This window comes from Achromobacter sp. 10T422 (assembly GCF_056394065.1).
Genome location: NZ_JBFTHD010000001.1, coordinates 701,366 through 718,559 on the forward strand (window position 1 = coordinate 701,366; position 17,194 = coordinate 718,559).

The window sequence follows — 17,194 nt, forward strand, 5'->3', positions numbered from 1 at the left end:
AGACAGTGAAGCCACACGTACGAAAACTGTTTGCGGTATCCGCCAGCGTGCTGCTCCTGACCGGCCTGGCCGGTTGCGGCAACGATGATGATGACGATGACGACTCCGGCGCGGTCACGCCGCCCGCGGCCAGCGTGCCGCAAGGCGCGGCATTGGACGTTGCGATTCTGGCCACGACAGACCTGCACGCCAACGTGCTGGGGTACGACTACTACAAGCTGGCCGAAGACAAGAGCTACGGCGTGGATCGCACCGCGACGCTGATCGCCAACGCCCGCAAGCAGCACGCCAACACGCTGCTGTTTGACAACGGCGACACCATCCAAGGCACCGCGCTGTCCGACTACCAGGCGCTGGTCTCGCCCGTGCAGTGCTCGGACATGATTGCCGTCTATAAGCAGATGAAGCTGCTGGCCTATGACGCCGGCACGATGGGCAATCACGAATTCAATTACGGCCTGCCCTTTTTGTCGCAGATCACGAACGTGGACTTCGGCCTAGCCGGCATTGGCAAAGGCACGGCGCAGACCAACCCCGCAGGCGCGCGCGATTGCGCGGCGCCGGGCTTTCCGTTCGTGTCGGCCAACGTGGTGTCGGCCGCCAGCAAGCAACCCATCTTCAAACCCTGGGTGGTGCTGGACAAGACGTTCAAGGCCACGGACGCCAGCGGCAAGACCATCGATGTGCCGTTGAAGGTGGGCGTCATTGGCTTTGCGCCGCCGCCCATTCTGCAATGGGACAAGGCCAATCTGGAAGGCCATGTCGAGGTCACGGGCTGGAAGGAAACCGCGCAACGCTATGTGCCCGACATGAAGGCCGCGGGCGCGGACATCATCGTGGCGCTGGCGCATGGCGGCATCGACATGAAGACGGCGTATAGCCCGTCGATGGAAAACGGCGCGGGCTACCTGAGCCAGGTGCCGGGCATCGATGCACTGATCACCGGCCACCAGCACTTGCTGTTTCCCGACACCAGCACGACGTCTCAATTCGCGGGCCAGCCGGGCATTGATCTGGCCAAGGGCCTGATCAACGGCGTGCCTGCCGTGCAGGCCGGCCAATGGGGCAACAACCTGGGCCAGATCACGCTGAAGCTGGCGTATGACAAGGGCTGGCAGGTGCAGAAGGACGCCACGACGGTCGCGCGCATCTCGACGCGCCTGACCGCGCAAAGCGGCACCACGCCGGCCACCTACGTGGCGCCCGACGCCGCCGTGCAGCAGCTGGTGCAGGCCGAACACGCCGCCACCATCAACTACGTGAAGACGCCCATCGGCCAAAGCCAGTTCGACATGGCGACTTACTACGCGTTGACGGGCGATGTGTCGGCGTTGCAGATCGTGAACATGGCGCAGATCGACTACCTGACGGATTACATCGCGAAGAACAATCCGTCGTACGCCAACCTGCCTATTCTGTCGGCCGCCGCTCCTTTCAAGGGCGGGCGTAACGGCCCGGGCGACTTCACGTTCGTGAAGCAAGGCAATGTGGCGATCAACAATGCTGCCGACCTCTATCTGTATCCCAACACGCTGCAAGTGGTGCGCGTCACGGGCGACACCGTGCGCCAGTGGCTGGAGAAGACGGCTGAACAGTTCAAGCAGATCGACCCCGCCCAGGTCGCGCCGCAAGATCTGGTGGACACAAGCTTTCCCACGTTCAACTTCGACGTGCTGTACGCCGCGGGCAATGCGCTGAAGTACGAGATAGACGTCAGCCAACCCAAGGGCTCGCGCATTTCGGGGCTGACGTACCAAGGCGCACCGCTGGACCCGGCCGCGCAGTTCCTGGTCGTGACCAACAACTACCGCGCAAGCGGCGGCGGCGACTTCCCCGGCCTGGCCGGTGGCAAGGGCGACATCGTGCTGCAAGCGCCCGACGCCAGCCGTGATGTGCTGATCAGCTACATCAAGAAGAACCCGACGCTGGATCTGGCCACCTATGGCTTAGACCGCAGCTGGCGCTTCAAGCCGCTTGCCACGTTGGCCGGCCCGGTGGTGTTCTGGTCGGTGCCTGGCACCGTGGCGATGGCCGCCGCGCATGGCGTGACGAACGTGTCCGTGTACGACGCCACGCCGGACGCGACCACGCAGTTGTCGCGCTACGCGGTGGATCTCAGCCGGTAGCCCGACCTATCGGCGGGGCGGCGAGGAAGGCGGGGCGTTGCGGACAGGGCGTTGCGGGCTGCCCCCCTTCGCGGTCGAGGCGCCCCGCCCCGCCTTATGACCCAAGCTTGTAAGCATGGTCAATGCCGACACAGACAAATGACAGCTTTCGGTGCTTACAATAGCGCTGTTGCGCCGCAACATCCGCCGAATCTCCCCTAGTCCATTCATGTCTCACCCCTCTTCTACGCAGCACCGGCCCGCGCTGGTGCTGCTTGCTCTGGCTGTCGGCAGTTTCGCCATCGGAACCACCGAGTTCGCCACGATGAGCCTGCTGCCCTATTTCTCTCAATCGCTGGGCATTGATGCGCCCACCGCGGGCCACGTCATCAGCGCCTATGCGTTGGGGGTGGTCGTTGGCGCGCCCATTCTTGCTGTGCTGGGCGCCAGAATGCCGCGCCGCCGCTTGCTGATTGCGCTGATGGCGCTGTTCGCCGTCGGCAACGGCTTAAGCGCCATCGCCCCCAATTACCACTGGATGCTGTTCTTCCGCTTTCTTAGCGGCTTGCCGCATGGCGCGTACTTCGGCATTGCATCGCTGGTGGCCAGTTCGCTCGTGCCCGCCAACCGGCGCACGATGGCCGTGGGCCGGGTGTTTCTGGGGCTGACCGTCGCCACCATCGTGGGCGTGCCGCTGGCCAACTGGCTGGGCCAGGTGATTGGCTGGCGCTGGAGCTTCGGCCTCGTGTCGCTGCTGGCGGTGCTGACGATGATCAGCGTGGCCATCTACGCGCCCGACACGCCCGCCGACCACAAGGCCAGCCCGCTGCGCGAGCTGAGCGCCCTGGGCCGCGGCCAGGTCTGGATCACGCTGGCGATCGGCGCCGTGGGTTTTGGCGGCTTGTTCTCGGTCTACACGTATCTGGCCGACACGCTCACCGCCGTCACGCAGGTGTCGCCGTCGGTGGTGCCGTTCGTGCTCAGCGCGTTTGGCGTGGGCCTGACCGTGGGCAATATGGTGGTGCCGATCTTTGCCGATCGCGCCGTCATGCGCACGGCCGGCCTGCTGCTGGTGTGGTCGGCCGTGGTGCTGGCGCTGTTCCCGCTGATGGCGCACAACGTCTGGCTGATCACGCTGAACGTGTTCCTGGTGGGGGTGGGCGGCGCATTGGGCACCGTGCTGCAAACCCGGCTGATGGACGTCGCGGGCGATGCGCAAGGCCTGGCCGCGGCCCTGAACCACTCGGCCTTCAACACCGCCAACGCGTTGGGCCCGTTACTGGGCGGCCTGGCGATTGCCGCGGGCTATGGCTGGACGTCGACCGGCTGGGTCGGCAGCCTGCTGGCGCTGGCCAGCTTGCCCTTGTGGCTGTGGGCCGTCTTGCTGGAACGCCAGCATCGCGCCGCGCGTCGCAGCGGGCTGGTCGCCAGCACGGAATCGGCGCGCTGAGTTTGCGCGCAGTCTTAACACCCTGGCGGAACGCGCTGCCTGAGCGCGCTGCCTGAGCGCACTGCGCTCACGATCCCGCGGGGTGGGCTACGCCCGCCCTGCCCCCTACCGGTAATACACGCAGATCCGCTTGCCGCAGATCTCGTGCACGTCGATGGGCAATTCATACAAGGGGCTCAGCACCTCGGGCCGGATCAGTGCTTCCGGCGTGCCTTGATGCGCGATCTTGCCTTGCCGCATCGCCACGATGCGGTCGGCGTAGGTGGACGCAAAATTGATGTCGTGCAGCACCAGCACCACCGTCTTGCCCAGCTCATCCGCCGCGCGGCGCAGGGTGCCCATCATGGCCACCGCGTGCTTCATGTCCAGGCTGTTCAGCGGTTCGTCCAGCAGCACGTAGCGCGTGTCCTGGCATAGCACCATCGCCACAAACGCGCGCTGACGCTGTCCACCCGACATCTCATCCAGATAGCGGTCTGCCAGCGGTTCCAGGTTCAAATAAGCAATGGCGCGGTCGATATGGGTCTTGTCGTCCAGCGTGAGCCGGCCGCCCGTGTGCGGGTAGCGGCCAAACGCGACCAAGTCCTTCACCGTCAGCCGCAAGGGAAGATGGTTGTCTTGCCGCAAGATGGACAGGCGGCGTGCAAGCTCGCGGCTGTCGGCCTTCGTCACGTCCAGCCCATCCACCTGGATCTGGCCCGCCGATAGCGGCAGCAAGCGGCTGACCATCGACAGCAAGGTCGATTTACCCGCGCCGTTTGGCCCGATGATGGCGGTGACGCCATTGGCCGGCAATTGCAAGCTGACGCCATCAACGACCACGCTGTCGCCGTACTGCTTGCTGACTTCGGTTATTTCAATCATCGGCGCCCCTTGCGCAAAATCAGGACGAGGAACATCACGCCGCCTACGAATTCGATCACCACGCTGACCGTGGTGTTCAGGCCCAGCACGCGTTCCAGCAGCGTCTGGCCGCCCACCAGGAAGATGACGCTCAGCATCGTGGCGGCGGGAATGGTGTACTTGTGCTTGTCGGAACCCATCGCCTGATACGCCAGGTTGCTGACGAGCAGGCCGAAGAACGTCACCGGCCCCACCAGCGCGGTAGACACCGACACCAGCACGGCGATGGCGCCGAGCGTCAGCATCAAGCTGCGGCGATAGTCCACGCCCAGGTTCACGGCAATCTCGCGGCCCAGCGCCAGCACGTCGTAGCGATGGCGCATGCGCCAGATCACCAGCGTGGCCACGCAGACGGCGGCAAACGCAATCGGCAAGAGCGACACGCGCACCGAATTGAAGCTGGCGAACATGCGGTCTTGCAGCACCAGAAATTCGTTGGGGTCGATCAGCCGCACCATGAAATTGGACAGGCTGCGAAACAGCAGCCCGAAGATGATGCCCACCAGCATCATCAAATGCAGGCTGCGCACGGCGTCTGAAAACAACCAGCGAAACAGCAGGCACGCAAACGCCGTCATGGCGCAGACTTCCAACAGGAACGCCGCCACGGGGTGGTTCGCTGCCGTTGCGGCCTGGCCGAAGCCGAACACCACGACGGCCTGAATCAACAGGTACAGCGCGTCAAAACCCATGATGGCGGGCGTCAGGATGCGGTTGTGGGTAATCGTCTGGAACAGCACCGATGACACGGCCACGGCATACGCCACCAACAGCATCGTAATCAGCTTGCCGCCGCGAAATGGAATCACGAACGACCACTGGCCGTTGGCGCCCAAGGTCATGAACGCGGCCACGCACGCCAGCGCGGCGGCGGCCAGCCAGAACAAACGCATCGGTTGGGGCGGGGTTTTCGTCGCGCGCAGCGCGGAGGCGGCTTTCACAAGTTCAGCCAAGACGATTCCTCCGCAGGCGCAGCAGGCACAGGAACAAGATGCTGCCCAGCACGCCCACAACGGTGCCGATCGGAATTTCGTAGGGGTGTATCACCAGCCGGCCGATGATGTCGCAGGCCAGCACGAAGACGCCGCCCAGCCCCGCCACCCAGGGAATGGATCGACGCATGTTGTCGCCCAGAATCAGGCTGACGGCGTTGGGCACGATAAGGCCCAGAAAAGGAATGGCGCCCGCCGTCACCACCACCACGGCCGAGATGGCCGATACGATCAGCAGGCCCACCAGCGTCAGGCGCGCATGGTTCAGGCCCAGGTTGGACGCGAACTCGCGGCCCATGCCCGCCACCGTGTAGCGGTCGGCGGCGGCGTAGGCCGCGCAGGCCAGCGCGAAACCAATCCACAGCAATTCATAGCGCCCGCGCAACACGCCCGAGAAATCGCCCGTAGTCCAGGCGTGCAGCGATTGCAGCAGGTCAAAGCGAAAGGCCACGAAGGTGGTCATTGCATGAATGACGCCGCCCAGGATCAGCCCGATCAAGGGCACGATGAACGGCGTGCGCAGCGGCACGCGGCGCAAGAGCGCCAGGAACAGCAAGGTGCCGGCCAGCGCGAAGGCGGTGGCGGTGAGCATCTTGCCGATCACTGGCGTGTCGGGCGCCAGCAAGGTGACGACCAGGATGCCCAGCGTGGCGGACTCGACGGTGCCGGCCGTCGTGGGTTCGACGTAGCGGTTGCGCACCAGCATCTGCATGATCAGCCCGGCCACCGCCAGCGACATGCCGGCCAGCAGCAAGGCCAAGGTGCGTGGCACGCGGCTGACCATCATCAGGCGCCAGGCGCGTTCGGCGGCATCGCCCTCGCCCCACAACGCCGTCAATGACAGCTGCCCCGCGCCCAGGCTGACGCTGGCCGCGCACAACAGCACCAGCACCAGCAACACGACGGCCAGGCCGCCCCAACCGCTAATCGTCTGCCGCCAGCTCACGGGCGGCCTTCCCTCGCTTCCCACGTTTCCCGCACTCCGCTTACTTTCCTTGTGCCAACGCCGCAGTGATGTCGTCCACGTTCTGCTGCATCGCCGTCAGCCCGGCACTGCCCAGCAAATACCAGTTAAAGCCATTCAGATACACCACCCGCTTGTTCTTCCACGCCTTGGTCGGGCGCACCAGATCGTTGTCCAGCATGCGCTGGGCCGACACGCCTTCTCGGCCGATGGCGGCATCGCGGTCGATCACGAACAGCCAGTCGGGGTCGGTCTGGGCCATGAACTCGAACGAGATCGCCTGGCCGTGGTTCGACACGTTCAGGTCGGGTGCGGCGGGCTTGACGCCAAAGGCGTCGTGGATCACGCCAAAGCGCGAGCCGGGGCCATAGGCGCTCATCTTGCCGCCCGTGGTCAGCACGATCAACGCGGTGCCGGCCGAGCCGGCCTTGTCGTGCAGCGTCTTGATCGAAGCCTGCAAGGCCGCCAGCTTCTGCTTGGCCTCTGCCTCTTTGCCGTACAAGGCGGCCAGCGTTTCGGTGTTGCGCGTGACGCTGCCGACCAGATCTTTGGCGTCAACCGTCAGGTCGACCGTGGGCGCCAGCTTGGACAGCTCGTCGTACTTGGGCGCCGAGCGGCCTGCCACGAAGATCACCTGCGGCTGCGCGGCGTGGATCACTTCGTAGTTGGGTTCGAACATGGAACCCACTTTCAGATAACGCTCATCGGCGTACTGCGCCAATTGCGGCGGCCACTTGGCAACGGCAGGTACGCCCGTGGCTTCAACACCCAGCGCATGCATCGTGTCCAGCACGGCCAGGTCCATCACCACGGTCTTGGCGGGGTTGGCCGGCACGGCGGTTTCACCGCGCGCATGTTTGACAGGCACCGTGGTTTGCGCGGCGCAGACGGTCGTCGCGGCGCCCAAGGCCAGGGCGGCGGCAACTTGCAGCAACCCGCGGCGGCCACAGCCCGTTTTTCCTTGCTTCGTCATAGAAACCTCTTCGTGTTGCGGGGGACGCAAGCGCCCCCCTTTCCTGAAACTTAGAACTTCACGCCGACGCCCAGCCAGTAACGGCGGCCGTCTTCCACGTATGCGTAGTCGTCATACGTGACTTGCTTGTCGAACAGGTTGTAGATGCCGGCGTACACCGACACGGTCTTGTTCACCGCGTACGACGCGCCCATATCCACAAAGGTGTAGGACGGCGCCACCACCGACGACGACGAGGCGCCGGTTGTCGGCTGGCTTTCCTTGCCGCGATAGTTCACGCGCGCCCAGGCTTGCAGCGCGTCGGACGCTTCCCAGTTCACCGTGGTGGTGAACAGATGCTTGGGCAATTGGTTCAAGGGCTCGCCCTTGTACTGGCCCGACTTCTGTTCCGACTTGGTGAACGTGTAGCTGCTGGTCAACGACCAGTCACGCGCCAACGGCAGCTTCATGCTGGCTTCCACGCCGCGCGACACCGCCTTGTCCACGTTCATGTAGGTGGTGGGGTTGGAGCCAAACTGGTTGGGGCCTTCCGTGCACTGCGACAACGGGCAAGCCACGCGGGTGATCTTGTCCTTGAAGTCGTTGTTGAAGACGGTCAGGCCGGCGTTGAAGCCTTCGCCGTCGTCATACAGGATGCCGATTTCTTCAGTAACCGACTTCTCGGGTGTCAGGTCGGGGTTGCCATACATGTTGCCGCCGCGGCTGACCTGGCCCCAGCCCGCCACCGTCTGGCGCAGGTCCGGCGCACGGAAGCCCGTAGACACACCACCCTTCAACGTCCAGCGCTCCGCCATGTGCCACACGCCGTACAAACGCGGGCTGAAGTGCGTGCCGAAGTTCTCGTCTTCGTCCATGCGCAGGCCGGCGGTCAGCGCGAAGCTGTCGGTCAGGCGCCATTCGTCTTCGGCGAACAAGGCCCACTGGTAGCGGTCGATCTTGCTCGGGCCGCCCGACAACTGATTGCCGGTTTGATCGTTCAAGCGCTGGCTGAGATACGTGCCGCCCAAGGTCAACATGTGCGAACCCAACGGCAGCGTCCAGCTCGATTGCAGGTTCAGGTTCTTGACCTTCATTTGCCGCGAACGGTTGTCGAACTCTTCCTGCTGCACATAGCTGTCCGACACGGCCCAACCCCAGCGGCCGGTATGCGACAGCGCCCACTTGTTGCTGCGATAGTCCGTCTGGGCCGATGCCGGGCAGCCGTTACGCCCGCAGGCCTCGCCCGGCGCCAGCGGCGCAACCGTCTTGCCCAGCGTTTCCTGGATTTTCTGGCGCATCGTGGTGGCTTCCAGCACGATGTCGTGGTCGCGGTTCGGCGTGAGCGCAAGCTTGGCGGTCACGCTATCCGAATTGCGCTTGCGGAAGCCGTCGACGATGTTGTCTTCATCGCGCTGCGAGGCCTGACCGTAGATCTGCAAGCCCAGCAAATCATTCTTGATCGGGCCCGCCAGATAAAAATTGCCCTGGTAGATGTCGCCCGATTTGCTGCTTTCCTGAATGGTCGTATCCATGCGGATCTCGCCATGCCATTCCTTGGGCACCTTGCGCGTGATGATATTGATCACGCCGCCCATGGCATCCGAGCCATACAGCGACGACATCGGGCCGCGCACCACTTCAATGCGTTCGATGGCGGCAAGCGGCGGCGTCCAGCCGCCTTCGACGCCGGAAGAATCAGAGTTGGTACGGGTTTCGCGGGAGCTCTGGCGCTTGCCGTCGATCAAGATCAGCGTGTATTGCGGGCCCATGCCGCGCAGCGAAATGTCCTGACGGTCGCCGCCGCCGGTGATGATGACGCCCGGCACGTCGATCAACGCGTCATTCACGTCGCGGTAGAACTTCTTGTCCAGATCTTCGCGGGTGATCACGCTGATGGACGCCGGCGCATCTTGAATCTGCTGCTCGAAGCCGCTGGCCGTCACAACGACGGTTTCCAGGGTCTTGGCCGAACTGTCGTTTTGCGCCCAAACGGCCGCCGGGCTCATGCCCAAACCGGCCGCGCACAGGGCCGCCGCCAGTTGCGTACGCGACACCGTGACGCGCCCGCCCAAGGCCAGATCTTTGCTGCTCATGATTCCGCTTTCTCCCGTACCGGACCCTGCCGCACCCCACGTGCAACACCGGGCCCACCTCTTATTTCTTAATGAAAACTATTCTCATATTAGAATTGAGGCTGTCGGAATCCGGCAAATGCCTTTCCGCAACTTTTACTTTCTTCGCACTTCTTGACACTTGGAAGTTCGGCCATCAGCCAAACTGCCGGGTGCGGAACACAGATAACGGATGCTTTTCTCACACACAGCGGTTACGCGCCGCATCCTCCTGATCGACGACGATGTCGAGCTGGCTCAGATGCTGCGCGAATACCTCGAACCCAATCACTGCCTGCTGACACTGGCCCACACCGGCGCGCAGGGTCTTGCCCTGCTGGCGCAAGACGACTATGACCTGGTGCTGCTGGACCTGATGCTGCCCGACGGCAATGGCCTGGACCTGCTCAAGCAATACCGCGCGCGATCGCGCCGGCCCGTGATCATGTTCACGGCCCACGGCAGCGAGACCGACCGCGTGCTGGGGCTGGAGTTCGGCGCCGACGACTATCTGGCCAAGCCGTTCAGCCCACGCGAACTCAAGGCCCGTATCACTGCCGTGATGCGGCGCTTTGAAGAAGTGCCCGAGACCACCAAGCCCTGCCTGACGCTGGGCGCGTTGTCGCTGGACCCGGCGTCCGGCCGTGCACGATTGGGTCAGGAAGAAGTCCTGCTGACCGGGGCCGAACAGCGCATCCTGGAACTGCTGATGCGCGTGCCTGGCCAGGTGGTCGCGCGTGAGCAGATCGGCATGTACGCCTTGGGCCGCCGCCCCGAACGCTACGACCGCAGCATCGACACCCACATCAGCACCTTGCGCAAGAAGTTGCGCCTGGATGCGTCCGGCGACACGCTGTCGATCCGTAACCTGCGAGGGCTGGGCTACGTGCTGGCGGGCGCGGCAGCATGAGCTGGCCGCTGCCCACGCGGTCCCTTTTCTGGCGCGCCTTTCTGACCTTCTGGTGCGCCATGGCGATCATCCTGGTGTGCGGCATGCTGTTCACCGCCACGGTTGCCTGGTATCGCATCAACTCGCTGGATGGCTTGAACCCCGCCAGCCTGACCCAAGACGCCCGGCAGGTGGCGCGCATCCAGGGCAAGGAGGGCCTGACGCGCTGGGTCGAGGCCATGGATCAGCGCTATTCCGCGCTAAAGATCTACGTGCTGGACACGCGCGACACCGAAATTCTGGGCCGCACCCTGCCCACGCGCATGCACGATTGGTTGGGCGCCTATCGCGCGGCCTCGGACCCTGCCCCGCACGCGGACTACCCGCAACCCGATGCCGTCAGCGAACGCGTGTCGTGGTGGCAACCTCAATTGCTGGTGCTGCCGGATGGCTCAGAGCTGCTGATGCTGTTCCTGCCGTTCGACTCTTCGCACTGGGAAGTGTTGKGGCTATCTCCCGTGGCGCTGGCCTTGCTGCTGTTTGCGCTGGCCGTGACGGCGCCTTTTTGCTGGGCGTTGACGCGGCACGTCACCGCGCCACTGACGCAGCTGCGCCACGCCACCCAGGCCTTGGCGGCGGGCCGGCTGGATGCCCACACGCCGCCCAAGCTTGCCAGGCGCAAAGACGAACTGGGCTTGCTGGCGCGTGATTTCAACGCCATGGCCGACCGGCTCAAGGCCTTGGTCGATACGCGTGAACAGCTGCTGCACAACATCGCCCACGAATTGCGCTCGCCGCTGGCGCGCTTAAGGCTCGCGTCTGAACTTGCGCGGCGCAAAGACGAACGTCAAGACGTGCAGCTGGATCGCATTGAACGCGAATGTGAACGCCTGGATGCGCTGGTGGGCAATACCTTGCGGCTGGCTCGTCTGGGCGCGTTGCCCGAACCCAGCGATACGCTGGACCTGACCGCCATTGTGTCCGACGTGGTGGACGATGCGCGTTTCGAGGCCGACGCGCTGCACGTGCGCATCACCTGGGAGCCGCCCGCACCGGTCATGGTGACGGGCGAGCGCGACAGCTTGTCCAGCGCGATTGAAAACGTGCTGCGCAACGCCTTGCGCTTCGCCCCCGCGCACAGCGCCATCCGGGTGCGGCTGCTGATCAGCGCGCGTGAAGCCTGCCTGGAAATCGAAGACCGCGGGCCGGGCGTACCGGCGCAAGATCTGGAGTCGCTGTTCGAACCGTTCTACCGTGTGGCGTCGGACAAGAACACCGCGGGCTCCGGCGCGGGGCTCGGGCTGTCCATCGCCCAAGCCGCCATCGCCGCGCACAAGGGGCGGATATCGGCGCGCAACATGTCTCCGCAAGGCCTGAGCGTGCGGATGGAGCTGCCGCGCCAATCTTCGACCTAACCCCGGCAATTTAGAACGTGATGTTCGCCGACACCCACAAGCGGCGGCCTTCCAGCACCTGGCGGTACGAGTTGGCCCAGTTCGCATTGGCAGCGGGCTCGCTCGTGCCGATTTTGGTCGGCCCGTAGTTCACGAAGTTCTTGTCGAACAGGTTGAACACCGACGCCGACAGCGTCACGTTCTTGTTGACCACATACGAGCCGCCCATGCTGGCCAGCCAGTACGGGTTGTAGAACACCTGTTCCTTCTCCCAGTTCATGTCATTGAACTGCTTGGCGCGATACTCGCCGCGCACCCAGGCGTTGAACTGCTCGTTGATGCGCCAGTTCAGGCCCAGGTTCAAGCTGTGGCGAGGCTGCGAACCCAGCGGCTGGCCTTGCTTGGCGCCGGAGGTGACTTCGCTGGCGGTCAGCGTGTAATTGCCGTTGAACGACACGCCGCCATAAAGCGGAATCCGGCCGCCCAGCTCAAAGCCCTGGATGGTCGCGGTGTCGATGTTCACGCGCTGCGAGAAGTTCGCCACCGGTATGCCGTTGCGCTCCCATACGCCCAGGTCCAGGCAGCCCGGCGCGGGGCCGCCCACCGCCAGGCAGTTCGGCACGTTCTGGCTGTCGATCTTGTCTTTGAACTTGGTGTGGAAGGCGGTCAGATTGCCGGACAGGCCTTCGCCGTCGTCAAACAGCAAGCCCAGTTCCGACGAGGTGCTGCTTTCCGGCTTCAGCTGCGAATTGCCCAGCAGCGGCATGGTGCCTTGCGCGCCCAGGCCGATGATGCCGTCGGTCATCAGGTTGATGTCGGGCGTTTTGTAGCCCTTGCTGACGCCGCCCTTGACCGTCCACATCGGCGTGGCGTTCCACACCAGATAGCCGCGCGGACTCCACTTGCCGCCGAACTGTTCGTTGCGGTCGTAACGGGCGCCCGCCGTCAATGCCAGGTCATCGACAATGCGCCATTCGTCTTCCGCGAACAATGCCCATTGATACTGGCGCAGGTTCAGCGGCGCGGACACCAGCGTGTCTTTGAAGTGCTGCTCGCGCCACTGGCCGCCCAGCGTCAGGTTGTGCCGGTCGTTGAACAGCGGCATCGTCCACTTCGTGTCCAGCACCCAGTTGTCGTATTCCAGATCGCGCTTGTCGCCGTCCGTCGGCTTGCGGGGCGCGTTCATGGGATTGGTGCGGCCGATGGTTTCGGTGGTGTCGTACACAAAGCTCGTGTCCGAGCTGATGGAATTGCCGTATCGGCCCAGATGCGTCAAGGCATAGCGCTGACGGTTGAACTTCATTTCGGGTTCGTAGCCGCCGCCTTGGCGGTTGGGCGCAATACTGGTGTTCAGCGTGCCGAGTTCGCCATTGGCGTTGTCATACGTCTGCCAGTAGCTGTCCACGTCCAGCAGAACGTCGTGATTGCGGTTCGGCGTCAGCGACAGGCGCAGCCCAACGTTCTGCTGCGTGCTGTCGCCAAGGCCGGAGAAGCTGGCGATGTCGCCGGTGTAGTTGCCGCTGTTGTACTCGGCCTGATTGACGGGGTAGCTGCCGTTGGCGCTCAGGCGGCGATAGTGGCCGCCGCGCAAGGTCAGGCCCAGCTTGTCGGTCTTGATGGGGCCGCTCAGGTAGAACGCCGCGCCGTAGTTGTTGCCGAAGGTGTTGTCGCCCTGCGCCGTGCCGTCCAGCGTGATCTGGCCCATCCAATCCTGGCTGACCTTGCGCGTGATGATGTTGATGACCCCGCCCATCGCATCCGACCCATACAGGGTGGACATGGGGCCACGCACCACCTCGATGCGCTCGATGGCGGCCATCGGCGGAATGAAGTTGGTGTCCACGTCGCCAAAGCCATTGGGGCGCGCGCCCGAGCTGTTCTGGCTCATGCGCTTGCCGTCCACCAGCACCAGCGTGTAGTCGCTGGGCAAGCCGCGGATGCTGATGTTCATGCCGCCCGCCTTGCCGCCCCGCTCGACCGTCACGCCTTCCACGTCCGACACCGCATCGGCCAGATTGTGAAAGGGCTTGGTCTCCAGCTGCTCTCGCGTGATCACCGAAATGGATGCGGGCGCGTTCTTGATGTCCTGCTCGAAGCCGGAGGCGGTCACCACGACCGTGTCCATTTGCGCAACACCCATGGTGTCTTCCTGGGCGCCCGGGACGGGTTGCGCATGCGCGGCGCCGATCGTTGCCAGCGCCAGCGTCAGGGGCAAAGTCAGGGGCAAAGCCAGCGGCAATAGACGGAAGGAATGGGAAGGTGAACGACGAGCTCGAACGGAGCCGTGGATGCTGTGAAGAGTCGACATAGGGAATCAAAGGGAACCGCCCGAACAGGGCGGCGCGCATTGCGCTGATTGATAATTTCAATGAACGGCAATGATATTCATTCCTAATATGTCATTCAACTTTTTGTCAGCATTTATTCAGTTTTTAGACAGCTTTGAGAAAAATCTTAGAAATGTGATGCATCCGCACGACAACTGACGTTATCGCGCAGGCAACATTCAGGGACGGATTTCAGTCGTCAGCGAGAATGGCGGCCGGCAAACGCGGCAACACCCGCATGGCGTTCGCGGTGGTGGCGTGCGCCACCTGGGCGGCCGTGATGCCGCGCAGCTCAGCCAGCACCTGGGCGATGCGGGCCAACTCCCCCGGCCGGTTGCGGCGTTGCGGGGGGTGCAGCCAGGCGGGCGGAATGTCTGGCGCATCGGTTTCCAGCACCAGATGCGACAAGTCGACGTCCACCGCGTGGCGGCGGATCTGCAAGGCGCGCTCGTAGGTCATGGCGCCGCCCATGCCCAACGCAAACCCCAGATCAATAAAGGCCTGCGCCTGCTGGGCGCTGCCGTTAAAGGCATGCGCGATGCCGCCGATGCGGCCATGGCGGCGCAGATACTTCAGCAGAATGTCTTGCGAGCGGCGCACATGCAGCAGCACCGGCAGCTTGAATTCGGCGGCCATCGCCAACTGTGCGGCGTAAAAGCGTTCCTGCTTTTCGCGGGGTTCGCCCGAAGATATCTCGGGCACGAAGAAGTCCAGGCCGATCTCGCCAATGGCGACAAAGCGCGGATCGCCTAGCGACGCTTTGATGGCGTCGCGCAGCGCGTCCAAATCGGAATCAGCGGCGCGCTGCACGTAAAGGGGATGGATGCCCAGCGCGTAGGCGCCGCCTGCCACTTCGGCCGCCATGTTTCGCACGATGTCGAAATTGGCGCGTTCGATGGCGGGGATGACGATGGATTGGACGCCGGCCTCGCAGGCATGGTCGGCCACCTGCTGGCGGTCGGCATCGAACTCTGCAGCGTCCAGATGACAGTGGGTGTCGATCAGCATGGGCGTGGCCTCCTGTTGCGGATTATCCACCCGCATCCCTTATCCCGATACCAGGCGGCCGTTTTCCATCAGCAATTGGCGGTCGGCACGGCCAGCCAGCTCCTGGTCGTGGGTGACGATGGCGAACGCCGTACCCGATTCCTGATTCACCTGGGTCAAGAGTTCGAACATCTTGTGCGCGGTGTTGCGGTCCAGGTTGCCCGTGGGTTCGTCGGCCAGCACGCAGACCGGGCGCGTCACCAGCGCGCGCGCAAGCGCTACCCGCTGGCGTTCACCACCCGACAGCTGACCCGGGAAATGGTCTTGGCGCGCGGCCAGGCCCACCAGCGCCAGTACCTCGCGCGCGGCCTCGCGGGCCTTGTCACGGTTCTCGCGGCGCACGATAAGCGGCATCGCCACATTGTCCAGCGCCGAAAATTCCGCCAGCAGATGGTGGAACTGATAGACAAAGCCCAGGCTGCTGTTGCGCACGGCGCTCTTCTTGGCTTCGGACAGGCCGACTGCCAATTGGCCATCCACCGACACCGAGCCGCTGGTCGGCACGTCGAGCAAGCCCAGGATATGCAGCAAGGTGCTCTTGCCCGAACCTGATGCACCCACGATGGCAACCATCTCGCCACGCGCGACGGACAGGCTGACATTGCTGAGCACTTCGATGCGGGCGGGGCCCTCGTCGTAGACCTTGACGATGTTCTCGGCCTGCAGCGCAGGAGTCAGGGCGTCAGCGTTTTGAATCTTAATCATGGCGCAGCACCTGAGCCGGTTGCAGACGCGAGGCGCGCCAGCTGGGATACAGCGTTGCCAGCAGCGACAACACCAGTGACGTCAGGCCAATCGTGATGATGTCGCCCACTTGCGGATCAGACGGCAAGGCGCTGATGAAATAGACCTCGCGCGGCAGGAAATGCACGCCCAGCAGACGCTCGATGAACGGCACGATCACGTCCACGTTGTAGGCAATGACGATACCGCCCGCCACCCCCAGCAACGTGCCGATCACGCCAATCAGCGCGCCTTGCACCAGGAAGATGCGCGCCACTTCGCCCGGCCCCGCGCCCAAGGTGCGCAAGATGGCGATGTCCGATTGCTTGTCCTTCACGGCCATGACCAGCGACGACAGCAGGTTGAACGCCGCCACCGCCACGATCAGCGCCAGGATCAGGAACATCATGCGTTTTTCGGTTTGCACGGCGGCGAACCAGGTGCGGTTGTTGCGCGACCAGTCGCTGGCCATCACGTAGGGCGGCAGCACTTTTTTCAGTTCGTTGGCCACTTCGGGGGCCTTCTGCATGTCGGCGATACGCAGGCGCACGCCGGCCGTGCCGTTTTCGCGGAACACGCGCGCGGCGTCTTCGTTGTCAACGAACGCCAGCGACGAATCATATTCATAGTGGCCCGACGAGAACACGCCAACCACGGTGAACTGGCGCATGCGCGGCGCGAAACCGGCGGGGCTGATCGAGCCTTGCGGGGCCATCATCAGCAGCGTGTCGCCCAGCTTCACGCCCAGGCCGTCGGCCAGTTCGTTGCCCAGCACCACGCCGAAGCCGCCCGCCTTCAGGTCGGTCAGCTTGCCCGACACCATCTGGCGCGGCAGGTCAGATACGTTGCCTTCCGTGGCAGGGTCAATGCCCCGCACCTGCACGCCTCGCAACGCTTGCCCGCGCACCAGCATGCCCTGCGCGGCCACGAATGGCGCGCCGGCCTTGACCTCGGGATTTTTCTTGGCGGCGTCAGAGAACTGCTGCCACTGCTCCAGCACCCGTTCGGGCAAGGCCCCGGGTATATAGAGTTCGATGTGCGGCAGCACCGACAACATGCGGTCGCGCACTTCTTTTTGGAACCCGTTCATCACGGACAGCACGACGATCAGGGCGGCGACGCCCAGCGCGATACCGGCCATGGAGCTGGCGGCGATGAAGGAGATGAAGCGATCGCGGCGCCCGCGTCGCTGGCGGATTCGGGCCAACCCGGCATAGCGGGCGCCTATCCATAGTTCGTAGGGTATTTTCAGCACGTGCGCATTATGGCATTAACGGCCCGACAATCGCGCCGCGAATGTGCGGTTCCACGACCAGCCGTTTCAACCTATGGCAGGC

At 64.0% G+C, this 17,194-nt stretch carries 13 protein-coding genes; 4 read left to right on the plus strand and 9 right to left on the minus strand.

What is annotated here, in order from left to right; all coding sequences use genetic code 11:
• Nucleotides 1-5: 5 nt before the first annotated feature.
• Together AC1DB0_RS02930 and AC1DB0_RS02935 are read left to right on the plus strand one after the other, a co-directional pair.
• The gene (locus tag AC1DB0_RS02930; protein WP_476756604.1) at nucleotides 6-2,126 is read left to right on the plus strand and encodes a bifunctional 2',3'-cyclic-nucleotide 2'-phosphodiesterase/3'-nucleotidase; all 2,121 of its coding nucleotides are present in this window, start codon (nucleotides 6-8) and stop codon (nucleotides 2,124-2,126) included.
• 208 nt (nucleotides 2,127-2,334) lie between these two features.
• Nucleotides 2,335-3,555 carry an MFS transporter gene (locus AC1DB0_RS02935; protein ID WP_054425204.1) on the plus strand — a complete coding sequence of 407 codons (1,221 nt, stop codon included), beginning with the start codon at nucleotides 2,335-2,337 and terminating at the stop codon, nucleotides 3,553-3,555.
• Between the two features lie 105 nt (nucleotides 3,556-3,660).
• On the opposite strand, the gene AC1DB0_RS02940 is transcribed toward AC1DB0_RS02935, so the two are convergent.
• From AC1DB0_RS02940 to AC1DB0_RS02960, 5 genes are read right to left on the minus strand one after another with little or no spacing between them, the layout of a single operon-like run.
• A complete protein-coding gene (locus AC1DB0_RS02940) occupies nucleotides 3,661-4,419 on the minus strand; it encodes an iron ABC transporter ATP-binding protein (RefSeq protein ID WP_476756603.1) in 759 nt (252 codons plus the stop codon).
• Complete coding sequence (locus tag AC1DB0_RS02945; RefSeq protein ID WP_441371069.1) at nucleotides 4,416-5,351, minus strand: iron chelate uptake ABC transporter family permease subunit; 936 nt, start codon at nucleotides 5,349-5,351, stop codon at nucleotides 4,416-4,418. The genes AC1DB0_RS02940 and AC1DB0_RS02945 overlap by 4 nt, the downstream gene beginning before the upstream one ends.
• Nucleotides 5,352-5,403: 52 nt before the next feature.
• Nucleotides 5,404-6,396: an ABC transporter permease gene (locus tag AC1DB0_RS02950; protein WP_175169267.1), complete on the minus strand. Its 993-nt coding sequence runs from the start codon at nucleotides 6,394-6,396 to the stop codon at nucleotides 5,404-5,406.
• 40 nt (nucleotides 6,397-6,436) lie between these two features.
• Entirely contained in the window at nucleotides 6,437-7,387 is a 951-nt protein-coding gene (locus tag AC1DB0_RS02955) for a siderophore ABC transporter substrate-binding protein (RefSeq protein ID WP_476756602.1), read from the minus strand.
• 50 nt (nucleotides 7,388-7,437) lie between these two features.
• Nucleotides 7,438-9,459, minus strand: coding sequence for a ligand-gated channel protein (locus AC1DB0_RS02960; protein ID WP_054425199.1), 2,022 nt, complete (start codon nucleotides 9,457-9,459; stop codon nucleotides 7,438-7,440).
• Between the two features lie 211 nt (nucleotides 9,460-9,670).
• On the opposite strand from AC1DB0_RS02960, the gene AC1DB0_RS02965 reads away from it, so the two are divergent.
• Together AC1DB0_RS02965 and AC1DB0_RS02970 are read left to right on the plus strand one after the other, a co-directional pair.
• Nucleotides 9,671-10,387 (plus strand): response regulator transcription factor, encoded by a 717-nt coding sequence (locus tag AC1DB0_RS02965; protein ID WP_054425197.1) that lies wholly within the window; start codon nucleotides 9,671-9,673, stop codon nucleotides 10,385-10,387.
• Nucleotides 10,384-11,781 (plus strand): sensor histidine kinase, encoded by a 1,398-nt coding sequence (locus AC1DB0_RS02970; RefSeq protein WP_476758596.1) that lies wholly within the window; start codon nucleotides 10,384-10,386, stop codon nucleotides 11,779-11,781. The genes AC1DB0_RS02965 and AC1DB0_RS02970 overlap by 4 nt, the downstream gene beginning before the upstream one ends.
• Before the next feature lie 10 nt (nucleotides 11,782-11,791).
• On the opposite strand, the gene AC1DB0_RS02975 is transcribed toward AC1DB0_RS02970, so the two are convergent.
• The 4 genes from AC1DB0_RS02975 to AC1DB0_RS02990 all read right to left on the minus strand — a co-directional run bounded on the left by AC1DB0_RS02975 (nucleotide 11,792) and on the right by AC1DB0_RS02990 (nucleotide 17,064).
• Nucleotides 11,792-14,068 carry a TonB-dependent receptor domain-containing protein gene (locus AC1DB0_RS02975; protein WP_476756601.1) on the minus strand — a complete coding sequence of 759 codons (2,277 nt, stop codon included), beginning with the start codon at nucleotides 14,066-14,068 and terminating at the stop codon, nucleotides 11,792-11,794.
• Nucleotides 14,069-14,279: 211 nt separating this feature from the next.
• Nucleotides 14,280-15,095: a TatD family hydrolase gene (locus AC1DB0_RS02980; RefSeq protein ID WP_476756600.1), complete on the minus strand. Its 816-nt coding sequence runs from the start codon at nucleotides 15,093-15,095 to the stop codon at nucleotides 14,280-14,282.
• 39 nt (nucleotides 15,096-15,134) lie between these two features.
• Nucleotides 15,135-15,839, minus strand: coding sequence for a lipoprotein-releasing ABC transporter ATP-binding protein LolD (gene lolD, locus AC1DB0_RS02985; RefSeq protein ID WP_054425190.1), 705 nt, complete (start codon nucleotides 15,837-15,839; stop codon nucleotides 15,135-15,137).
• A complete protein-coding gene (locus AC1DB0_RS02990) occupies nucleotides 15,832-17,064 on the minus strand; it encodes a lipoprotein-releasing ABC transporter permease subunit (RefSeq protein WP_245636394.1) in 1,233 nt (410 codons plus the stop codon). Before AC1DB0_RS02990 ends, lolD begins: the two co-directional genes overlap by 8 nt.
• Nucleotides 17,065-17,194 lie beyond the last annotated feature (130 nt).

Excerpts from the sequence above, each read along its gene's own strand:
- AC1DB0_RS02935 (WP_054425204.1), top strand. The coding sequence starts at position 2,335 with ATGTCTCACCCCTCTTCTACGCAGCACCGGCCCGCGCTGGTGCTGCTT.
- AC1DB0_RS02940 (WP_476756603.1), bottom strand. The coding sequence starts at position 4,419 with ATGATTGAAATAACCGAAGTCAGCAAGCAGTACGGCGACAGCGTGGTC.
- AC1DB0_RS02945 (WP_441371069.1), bottom strand. The coding sequence starts at position 5,351 with ATGCGTTTGTTCTGGCTGGCCGCCGCCGCGCTGGCGTGCGTGGCCGCG.
- AC1DB0_RS02955 (WP_476756602.1), bottom strand. The coding sequence starts at position 7,387 with ATGACGAAGCAAGGAAAAACGGGCTGTGGCCGCCGCGGGTTGCTGCAA.
- AC1DB0_RS02960 (WP_054425199.1), bottom strand. The coding sequence starts at position 9,459 with ATGAGCAGCAAAGATCTGGCCTTGGGCGGGCGCGTCACGGTGTCGCGT.
- AC1DB0_RS02965 (WP_054425197.1), top strand. The coding sequence starts at position 9,671 with ATGCTTTTCTCACACACAGCGGTTACGCGCCGCATCCTCCTGATCGAC.
- AC1DB0_RS02975 (WP_476756601.1), bottom strand. The coding sequence starts at position 14,068 with ATGTCGACTCTTCACAGCATCCACGGCTCCGTTCGAGCTCGTCGTTCA.
- AC1DB0_RS02980 (WP_476756600.1), bottom strand. The coding sequence starts at position 15,095 with ATGCTGATCGACACCCACTGTCATCTGGACGCTGCAGAGTTCGATGCC.
- lolD (WP_054425190.1), bottom strand. The coding sequence starts at position 15,839 with ATGATTAAGATTCAAAACGCTGACGCCCTGACTCCTGCGCTGCAGGCC.